This window comes from Bradyrhizobium sp. PRIMUS42 (assembly GCF_023006515.1).
Lineage (GTDB): Bacteria > Pseudomonadota > Alphaproteobacteria > Rhizobiales > Xanthobacteraceae > Bradyrhizobium.
The window spans coordinates 1-8,558 of sequence record NZ_JALBGZ010000232.1 but is presented as its reverse complement, the minus strand read 5'-3'; the positions used below and the strand labels follow the sequence as shown (position 1 = coordinate 8,558).

The window sequence follows — 8,558 nt, the reverse complement described above, 5'->3', positions numbered from 1 at the left end:
GGCGGCGGTGAAGGAGACGATGACCAAGCAGGGGTGAGGTTGAGAGGCGGCGCGCCGTTCCCGCAGTCTCCGGCATTGCGAGCGCAGCGAAGCAATCCAGACTGCCTCCGTTCATTTGTCCAGCAAACCTAACATCATGTTATTTCTTTCGCCCGCGCGCCGGCACGACCTTGCCGTTGCCGCCCGGCACGGCTTTGCCGTTGCCGCGGGATGGCTCGACCGCGCGCATCTCGGTGCGCAGCGACTCGATGAAATACTCGGCATGAAGCGACAGCGGCGCGCCGCGCTTGACCGCGATGTAGGTGTCGAACCGCGTCGGCTCGGTGATCTTCAAAAGCTCGATCCCGGGATAGCCGCCGTGAGCTACGGTGAACTGGTCGATGATGGCGATGCCGAGCCCGGCCTTCACCAGCGCGCAGACGGTGGTGCCGAAGCGCGCGCGGATGGTGATGTTGTAGTCGAGCCGGTTGCGCGCGAAGATCTCGGCCATGATGCGGCCGTAGGGATCGTTGGGATCGATCCCGATCAGCGGATAGCGGGTGATCTCGGCGGCCGAGACCTGCTTGCGGCCGGCGAGTTCGTGGCCCGGCGGCACGATGCAGTACAGCTCGCCCGAGGCGAGCGGCATGAAGTCGAGCGCGGAATGCTCCAGCCGGTAGCTCATCGCAACGCACTCGCCGCGGCCGAGCATGAGATAGTCGATGGCCTCCTCGAGCTTGAGGATGTTGATGTCGATGCCGAGATCGGGATAGCGGCGGCGCACGCGCTCGATCGCGCGCGGCACCATCACCTGCGAGATGCTGGGTACTGAGCCGATCCGCAGTTCGGACAACCCGCCGCGGCCGATCTTGGAGATGATCTCGGAGAGATCGTCGACCTTCTTGTAGACGCCGTTGATCTGCTCGAAGATGTTCTCGGCTTCCGGCGTCGGGAAGTAACGCCCGTTCTGGCGCTGGAAGAAGCGGATACCGAGCGAGCGCTCGGTGTATTTGACGAGGCGGCTGATCCCCGGTGCCGAGACGTTGAGCAGCTTCGCCGCACCGCCGATGGTCCCCGTCACCATCACGGCACGGATCACTTCAACCTGGCGCAGCGTCATCATGTTCTTTGCGTCCGAAAGACGATCATGGCGGCGATCATCTTACGAGAGCTGCGCCGTCATCCAGCGGCAAGTGTGTGTCGATGTGGACAGTAAAGGCAAGCCTCTCTCGTGTCCCGGACGCGCCGCAACGCGTTTTGGCGTTGCGGCGCAGAGCCGGGACCCAGAAAGCCAGGGAGGAAGTTGCGGATGGATGGGCCTCGGCTCTGCAGCGCATCGCTCGCTGGACGATGCTTCGCATCGCCAGGGAGACGCTGCGCTGCGTCGGGGGCACGAGGGTGCGGCTGGTGTCCTCAAGCTTCCCACTCCGGAAGCGGGAGAAGGGAAGGCAACGGTCAGATCGCTTCTAAATCAGCGCATTCATAACGGCAGGCGTCGCAGAGTGCGTAACGCGGCAACCGCGCTTCAGCTCGCCGGGCCCTCGGGCGAGACGCTCTCGGCCAGCGCCTCAAGCTCGCTTTGCAGCACCTCGCGCGCGAACTCGATGATCTTCTGCTTGTTTGCCGTTTCGTGGACGGCGAAAAACACGCGGTTCAATTCCAGGCCGAGCACGCTGTTGAGGGCAATGTCCTCGTCTTCCATTTGGTTTTCCCGCTGCGGACGCTCAGGTGTATCGTCACGTCAATTCTGCCACAAGTAGTTTAAAACTTCAGAGCAGATGCGCACCGGGAAACTACGGCCGCAGCGCATTTGAGGCAGCTCCCGAATACGTGCTATAGGAAGGGCGAAAGTCAGGAAAGGCACCGATGTCCGCCGCAGATGCCGTAGATTATGGCCGGGAGGCGCTCGACTTCATCGAAGGGCTTGGAGCCTACACCAAGGTTCCTGACGCCATGGACGCGCTTGCAACCGCGTTCGGCCGGTACGGTTTCGAACATATCATCGTGACGGGCCTGCCCAATCCCGAGCAGCGCTTTTCCCAGATGGTGCTCGCCAAGAAGTGGCCGGCGGAGTGGTTCAGCCTCTACACCCAGAAGAGCTACGACCGTGTCGATCCCGTGATCCGCAAATGCCGGCAGTCGGTGAACCCGTTCGAATGGTCCGAAGCGCCGTATGATCCGGAGCTGGAGCCGGGTGCGGTGGAGGTCATGCGGCGCGCCGCCGATTTCCGCATGTCGCGCGGCTTCGTCGTGCCGATCCACGGCTTGACCGGCTACGAGGCCGGCGTTTCGCTCGGCGGCGTCCATCTCGACCTCAATGCGCGCAGCAAGCCGGCGCTGCATCTGATCGGGATGTACGGCTTCGACCACATTCGCCGTCTGCTCGATCCGGCGCCGCATCCGTCGACGCGCCTTACCCCCCGCGAGCGCGAGGTGATCGCCTGGGCCTCACAGGGCAAGTCGGCGTGGGAGATCGGCGAGATCCTGCACATCACGCAACGCACGGCGGAAGAGCATCTTGCAACTGCCGCGCGCAAGCTCGGCGCCGTCAACCGGACGCACGCGGTCGCGATCGCGATCCGCCACAGAATCATCAATCCCTGAAATCCTCGCCTACTGGGAAATTTCCCAATAGTCGGTTTTGTCTTTTTCGCTGAGGCTCCCCTCATTTCAAGCCATGGGGGAGTTCATGATTCATGTGATTTCTGCCGTCAATCGGCACCTGTACGAGGACGTCCTCGAACAGCATTTTCGGGTTCGTCACGAGATTTTCGTCGAGGAGCGGAAATGGGAGGCGCTGCGCAAGCCCGACGGCCGCGAGATCGATACCTACGACAATGAGGACGCAGTCTACCTGCTGGCTCTCGAGAACCGCCGGGTGCTCGGCGGCTCGCGCCTGTATCCGACCACCAGGCCGACGATGATGAGCGAGGTCTTCCCGCATCTCGCCGCAGTACGCAGTTGCCCCTCGGACCCGCTGGTCTGGGAGTGGTCGCGCTTCTTCGTCTCGCGCGAGCGCCGCGACGGCGCCTTCAATCTGCAGTTGATGGCGGCTGCGCAGGAATTCTGTCTCGACCAGGGCATCGAGCGGCTTTGTCTCGTGATGGAGACTTGGTGGCTGCCGCGCTTCCACGACATCGGATTCGTCGTGACGCCGCTGGGATTGCCCGCGCTGGTGGAGAACTCCTTGACCATGGCGGCAACGATCGAGATCCGTCAGGAGTCGCTCGATGTCGTGCGTGACCGTATCGGTTTGACCAGCGTCGTCCGGCAGGACGGTCCGCGGATCGACTGCATTGCCCGTGCCAACCTCTGCGGCGCTGCTGCCGCGCAACGAAAGAGCGCCTGAGATGTCGAACATGATGCGGGACAGCCAGATCATGGCGCAGATCGAGGACGAGAATCTCGGCTACATGTCCGACATGGCGCTCGAACTGGCGCAGATGGCGGAAGAAACCGGACTGGCGACGCTGGCCTATCTGTTCCGGATGGCGGCGCTGGAGGCCTCGACGGCCAACAGTGTGCTCGCCGAGCAGGATGACCTTCCCCAGCGGATGACGTCCCACTAGGCGTCATCCTTGCTGACATTCTGACAAATTCGCACTCTCTCGCCGGGCCAACCGGCGAGAGGGTGTGCGTTTGGGTGCGGCAGGTTGCCCCAGCCTGCACGGCGACAATGTTGCGTTGCGTTTGGCAATGCCGTTTTGGGCGGCGCGCCAGGATGCAACAAAGTGCATGTTTGATGTCGAATCGCTCTTGCCTCGGAACGATACTGCCATTACCCATTTTTCCGCCTTGAACAGGCAGGGGGAGCTCTTTCACTGATGGCGACCGTGTTCGAACATCGGCGCGACACCGCGTGCGCCTGAAAGAGTCTTGATGCTGCTCGTCGTCGAACAGTTCTTGAACGGATTGCAGTTCGGCCTGCTGCTGTTCCTGCTTGCCGCGGGCCTGACGCTGGTGTTCGGGATCATGGATCTCGTCAACCTCGCGCACGGCTCGCTCTACATGATGGGCGCTTATTTCGCTGCGACCTTCGCGGCCTGGACCGGCAGCTTCCTGCTCGGTGCGCTGCTGGCGCTCGGTGCCACGCTCGTGCTCGGCATCGTGCTCGAGATGAGCGCGCTGCGGCATCTCTATGGCCGCGACCATCTCGACCACGTGCTCGCGACGTTCGGCCTGATCCTGTTCTTCAACGAAGCCGTCCGGCTGATCTGGGGCCCGGCGGGCCTGGCGCTGCCGCTGCCGGCCTGGCTCACCGTGCCGGTGCCGATCCTGCCCGGCATTCACTATCCCGCCTATCGGCTCGCCATCATCGCTGTGGCGCTGCTGGTCGCGCTGCTGCTCTATCTCGGCGTGATGCGCACCCGCATCGGCATGCTGATCCGGGCGGGCGCCTCCAACCGCGAGATGATCGGTGCGCTCGGCATCAACATCAAACTGCTCTACACGCTGGTGTTCGGCTTGGGCGCCGCCCTCGCGGGCCTTGCCGGGCTGATGCAGGCACCGATCCTCACCGTGCAGATCGGCATGGGCGAGAACATCCTGATTTTGGCCTTCGTCATCATCGTGATCGGCGGCATCGGCTCGATCCGCGGCGCGTTCCTCGCCGCGATCTTCGTCGGCATGATCGACACGCTCGGCCGCGCCTTCCTGCCCAATTTGCTGCGGCAGGTACTGAGCGGCGCCGCTGCCTCCACCGCCGCACCCGCGCTGTCGTCCATGCTGATCTATCTCGTAATGGCGATCGTGCTGGTGGTTCGGCCGGAGGGGCTGTTTCCGGCCAACCGCCGATGAAGGCTTTCACGGTGAGCAAGGCCGTCACGGCCCTGATGCTGGCGGGGCTCGTGCTGCTGCCGCTCTATTCGCAAATGTCGGGTAACATCTTCATCCTGACGCTGTTCACCCGCATCATCATCCTGGCGCTGGCGGCCGCGAGCCTGAATCTCATCATGGGTTTCGGCGGCATGACGAGCTTTGGCCACGCCGCCTATCTGGGCATCGGCGGCTACGCGGTCGGCATGCTCGCGCAGGAAGGCGTCGGAAGCGGCTTCATCCAGTTCCCTGTCGCGCTCGCGGCTTCCGCGATCTACGCGCTCGTGATCGGCGCGCTCAGCTTACGCACCCGCGGCGTCTATTTCATCATGATTACGCTGGCCTTCGCCCAGATGGCCTATTACGTCGCCTCGGGCCTGGCGCGCTACGGCGGCGACGACGGCCTCACCGTTTACAAGCGCAGCGACTTCTCCGGGCTGGTCGATCTCTCCAATCGCACGCAGTTCTATTATCTCTGCCTCGCCTGCTTGTTCGGCGTCATCTTCCTGATCTGGCGCATCGTCAATTCGCGCTTCGGTCTCGTCGTGCAGGGCCTGCGCTCCAACGAGCAGCGCATGCAGGCGATCGGCTTCCCCGCCAAGCGCTACCAGCTGGTCTGCTTCGTCATATCGGGCACGATGTGCGGCCTCGCCGGCGCGCTGCTCGCCAACAACACCGATTTCGTCAGCCCGGCCGTGATGTACTGGACGCGCTCCGGCGATCTCATGGTGATGGTGATCCTGGGCGGCATGGGCACGCTGTTCGGCCCGATCATGGGTGCGGTGGTGTTCCTGCTGCTCGAAGAGTTCCTGTCGCAGATCACCGAATATTGGGCGCTGATCATGGGCCCGCTGCTGCTGCTGATCGTGCTGTTCGGCCGCGGCGGCATCATCGGCATGCTCGGGAGGGCTGGCCGTGGCTGAACCCCTGCTCCGCGTCGAAAAGCTGGTGCGCCGCTTCGGCGGCATCATCGCAACCGACAACGTCTCGCTCGACGTCGCCAGCGGCGAGCTGCATGCCATCATCGGCCCGAACGGCGCCGGCAAGACCACGCTGATCAGCCAGCTCACCGGGCATCTCGAGCCGCATTCCGGCAGCGTCTCGCTGGCCGGGCGCGACATCACCTATTTGCCGGCCTATCGCCGCTGCGCGCTCGGACTTGCGCGTTCGTTCCAGATCACCTCGCTGCTGCTCGATTTCACCGCCGCGGACAATGTCGCGCTGGCAGCCCAAGCCCATGCCGGCACCTCGTTCCGCTTCTTTGCCAATGCGCGTAAGGAGCGATCCTTACGCGATGCCGCGCATGCCGCGCTCGATCGCGTCGGCCTCGCCCATCGCGCCGATGTGCTGGTGTCGAAGCTCAGCCATGGCGAGCGGCGCCAGATCGAGCTTGCGGTCGCGCTCGCAAGCAAGCCGAAATTGCTGCTGCTGGACGAGCCGATGGCCGGTCTCGGCGTCACCGAATCCCAGGGCATGGTGAAGCTGCTCCAGGAGCTGCGCAAAGAGGTCTCGATCGTGCTGGTCGAGCACGACATGCCGGCGGTGTTCGCGCTTGCCGACCGCATCTCGGTGCTGGTCTATGGCCGCGTCATCGCCTCCGGCGATCCGGCCGCGATCCGGGCCAACGAAGACGTCAAGCGCGCCTATCTCGGCGACCAGCATGTGGTGACGCATCATGGCTGACACGCTGCTCGACGTCGACGGCATCGAGACCTGTTACGGCCTGTCCCAGGTGCTGTTCGGCCTGTCGCTGTCGATCAAATCAGGCGAGATGGTCTCGCTGATGGGCCGCAACGGCATGGGCAAGACCACGACCATCCGCTCCATCATGGGCCTGACGCCCGCGCGCGCCGGCAGCATTCGTTTCGCCGGCGCCGAGGTCAGGCAGCTTCCCTCGTACAGGATCGCAAAGCTCGGCGTCGGCCTGGTGCCTGAGGGACGTCAGATCTTTCCGAACCTCACCGTGCGCGAAAACCTGGTCGCGGCCGCGGCCGATCGTTTCGATAGCCCCAATCCCTGGACGCTCGCCGCGATCTACGTGCTGTTTCCGCGGCTCGCCGAGCGCGCGTCCAACATGGGCAACCAGCTCTCCGGCGGCGAGCAGCAGATGCTCGCGATCGGCCGCGCCCTGATGACCAACCCGAAGCTGCTGATTCTGGACGAAGCGACCGAAGGCCTTGCGCCGCTGATCCGCGAAGAGATCTGGAACTGCCTGTCGCTGCTCAAGAGCCGGGGCCAGTCGATCCTGGTCGTCGACAAGAACGTCGACCACCTCGCCCGCATCTGCGATCGCCACACCATCATCGAACGCGGCAGGACGGTGTGGAGCGGCACCTCTGACGAGCTGATGGCCGAGCCGGATCTCCAGCACAAATATCTGGGCATCTGACGCGTTCGTCGCCGTCCGCGCGCAACGCAAAGCCTCTTGGAGCAAATCCAGTTTCGAAACCCTCCAAACTGCGCGCTCCGCCCTTGAGCGCGCCGCCGTCAGCCGTCAAAGAAGCCGCTGCGTAAGCGGAATTCGATGCGGGACTTTTACGATCAAATTGTCGGACGGCCTCAAGACGACATGAGTTCCGCACAGCCCGACGTTTCGACAGCGGGCCAATGGCTGGATTTTCCGGGCTGCGTGTTTGTCAGGGGCGAGTTTCGCACCGACGCGGGCGGCCCTGCGATCGCAGCTTCGGGCCTGTTCATCTCCGTGGCATTCGACGACAATGCCGGCCGCGGCGTTCTGACGCGCGCGGCCAGCGGTGAGCGGCAGATGACGGCAATTGCCGCGCGCGAAGACAGCGCTGTGGCGCGCTCTGGCGATCGTCCGGCCATCGGCCTTGCTCTTCCCCGCGCGTCCATCGATGAGCTTGGACTCGGCGACGAGTTTCAGGCGCTGTTTGGGAACGACGGGGCAGGCACGGCCGTCGTCTCTTTGACGGCATCTCCGCGCATCGAGGCCGTGGCGGCAGAAATGTTCTCGCCGCCGGTCGCGGGAACCGCAGGCCAATTGCTGCTGTCGGCGCACGCCGCCGAGATCATTGTCCACGCCTTGTTCAGTGAGCGCGGCCGGATTGCGGTCGACCCGGCCGCCGACCTCCAGAGGATGCGGTTGCAGTCGGTCAAGGAGCGGATGGATGCCGATCTCGCCTATCCCTGGAGCATCGACGAACTGGCGCGGAGCGCAGGGTTGAGCCGCAGATCCTTCAACCAGAAATTCCAGATGGCGTATGGCGAGAGCGCCATCGATTATTTGAGGGCGCAGCGGCTCGATGCCGCACGTGCGCTTTTGATCCATCAGCGCTTGTCGGTCACCGAAGCGGCCTATCGGGTCGGCTATGCCCATCCGGCCAATTTCGCAACGGCGTTCCGCAGGCGTTTCGGCCATTCGCCGAAGCGCTGTCAGTAAACTCGAAAGCCTCCACGCGCGATCAAAGGTGATTTGCCCGCGCGCAAAGGCGGTGAGCGCCTCGATCTGATTACTCCCGGGTTGTCCAAATACGGAACTCGGGGAAGACGATGAGGCGCAACGACGGACGAACGCCCGGCTGGGAACGAATGAAGGGCGGCCTGGGCATGGCTGGCTTGGGGGTAGCTGGCTTGGGGGTAGCCGGCTTGGGGATGGTGCTGCACGCCACGCCGTCGCTTGCACAGGTCTCCGGAACCAGTTCGACGTCGACGGCGGCGACATTGCCGCCCGTCACGGTCGAGGCACCGAACCAGGCGCGTCCGCGCGCCCAATCTGCCCAGCGCGCCTCGCAATCGCAGCGTGG

10 protein-coding genes are annotated in these 8,558 nt (G+C 64.0%); 8 read left to right on the top strand and 2 right to left on the bottom strand.

All coding sequences use genetic code 11. The features are described from left to right. Positions 1-139: 139 nt before the first annotated feature. Together MOV75_RS18440 and MOV75_RS18435 are read right to left on the bottom strand one after the other, a co-directional pair. Positions 140-1,102 (bottom strand): LysR family transcriptional regulator, encoded by a 963-nt coding sequence (locus MOV75_RS18440; protein WP_246927770.1) that lies wholly within the window; start codon positions 1,100-1,102, stop codon positions 140-142. Positions 1,103-1,504: 402 nt separating this feature from the next. Continuing rightward, positions 1,505-1,681, bottom strand: a complete 177-nt coding sequence (locus MOV75_RS18435) for a hypothetical protein (protein ID WP_246927771.1) — start codon at positions 1,679-1,681, stop codon at positions 1,505-1,507. 164 nt (positions 1,682-1,845) lie between these two features. On the opposite strand from MOV75_RS18435, the gene MOV75_RS18430 reads away from it, so the two are divergent. The 8 genes from MOV75_RS18430 to MOV75_RS18395 all read left to right on the top strand — a co-directional run bounded on the left by MOV75_RS18430 (position 1,846) and on the right by MOV75_RS18395 (position 8,194). Continuing rightward, positions 1,846-2,583: a LuxR family transcriptional regulator gene (locus MOV75_RS18430; protein WP_246927773.1), complete on the top strand. Its 738-nt coding sequence runs from the start codon at positions 1,846-1,848 to the stop codon at positions 2,581-2,583. Positions 2,584-2,668: 85 nt separating this feature from the next. Next, positions 2,669-3,328, top strand: coding sequence for an acyl-homoserine-lactone synthase (locus MOV75_RS18425; protein WP_246927781.1), 660 nt, complete (start codon positions 2,669-2,671; stop codon positions 3,326-3,328). Between the two features lies 1 nt (position 3,329). Further along, a complete protein-coding gene (locus MOV75_RS18420; protein WP_246927782.1) occupies positions 3,330-3,548 on the top strand; it encodes a hypothetical protein in 219 nt (72 codons plus the stop codon). Positions 3,549-3,858: 310 nt separating this feature from the next. Next, positions 3,859-4,776 (top strand): branched-chain amino acid ABC transporter permease, encoded by a 918-nt coding sequence (locus MOV75_RS18415; protein WP_246927784.1) that lies wholly within the window; start codon positions 3,859-3,861, stop codon positions 4,774-4,776. Beyond that, complete coding sequence (locus MOV75_RS18410) at positions 4,773-5,717, top strand: branched-chain amino acid ABC transporter permease (protein ID WP_246927786.1); 945 nt, start codon at positions 4,773-4,775, stop codon at positions 5,715-5,717. The genes MOV75_RS18415 and MOV75_RS18410 overlap by 4 nt, the downstream gene beginning before the upstream one ends. After that, positions 5,710-6,477, top strand: a complete 768-nt coding sequence (locus MOV75_RS18405; protein ID WP_246927788.1) for an ABC transporter ATP-binding protein — start codon at positions 5,710-5,712, stop codon at positions 6,475-6,477. Before MOV75_RS18410 ends, MOV75_RS18405 begins: the two co-directional genes overlap by 8 nt. Beyond that, positions 6,470-7,183: an ABC transporter ATP-binding protein gene (locus MOV75_RS18400; RefSeq protein ID WP_246927793.1), complete on the top strand. Its 714-nt coding sequence runs from the start codon at positions 6,470-6,472 to the stop codon at positions 7,181-7,183. Before MOV75_RS18405 ends, MOV75_RS18400 begins: the two co-directional genes overlap by 8 nt. 180 nt (positions 7,184-7,363) lie before the next feature. Continuing rightward, a complete protein-coding gene (locus MOV75_RS18395; RefSeq protein WP_246927795.1) occupies positions 7,364-8,194 on the top strand; it encodes an AraC family transcriptional regulator in 831 nt (276 codons plus the stop codon). Positions 8,195-8,558 lie beyond the last annotated feature (364 nt).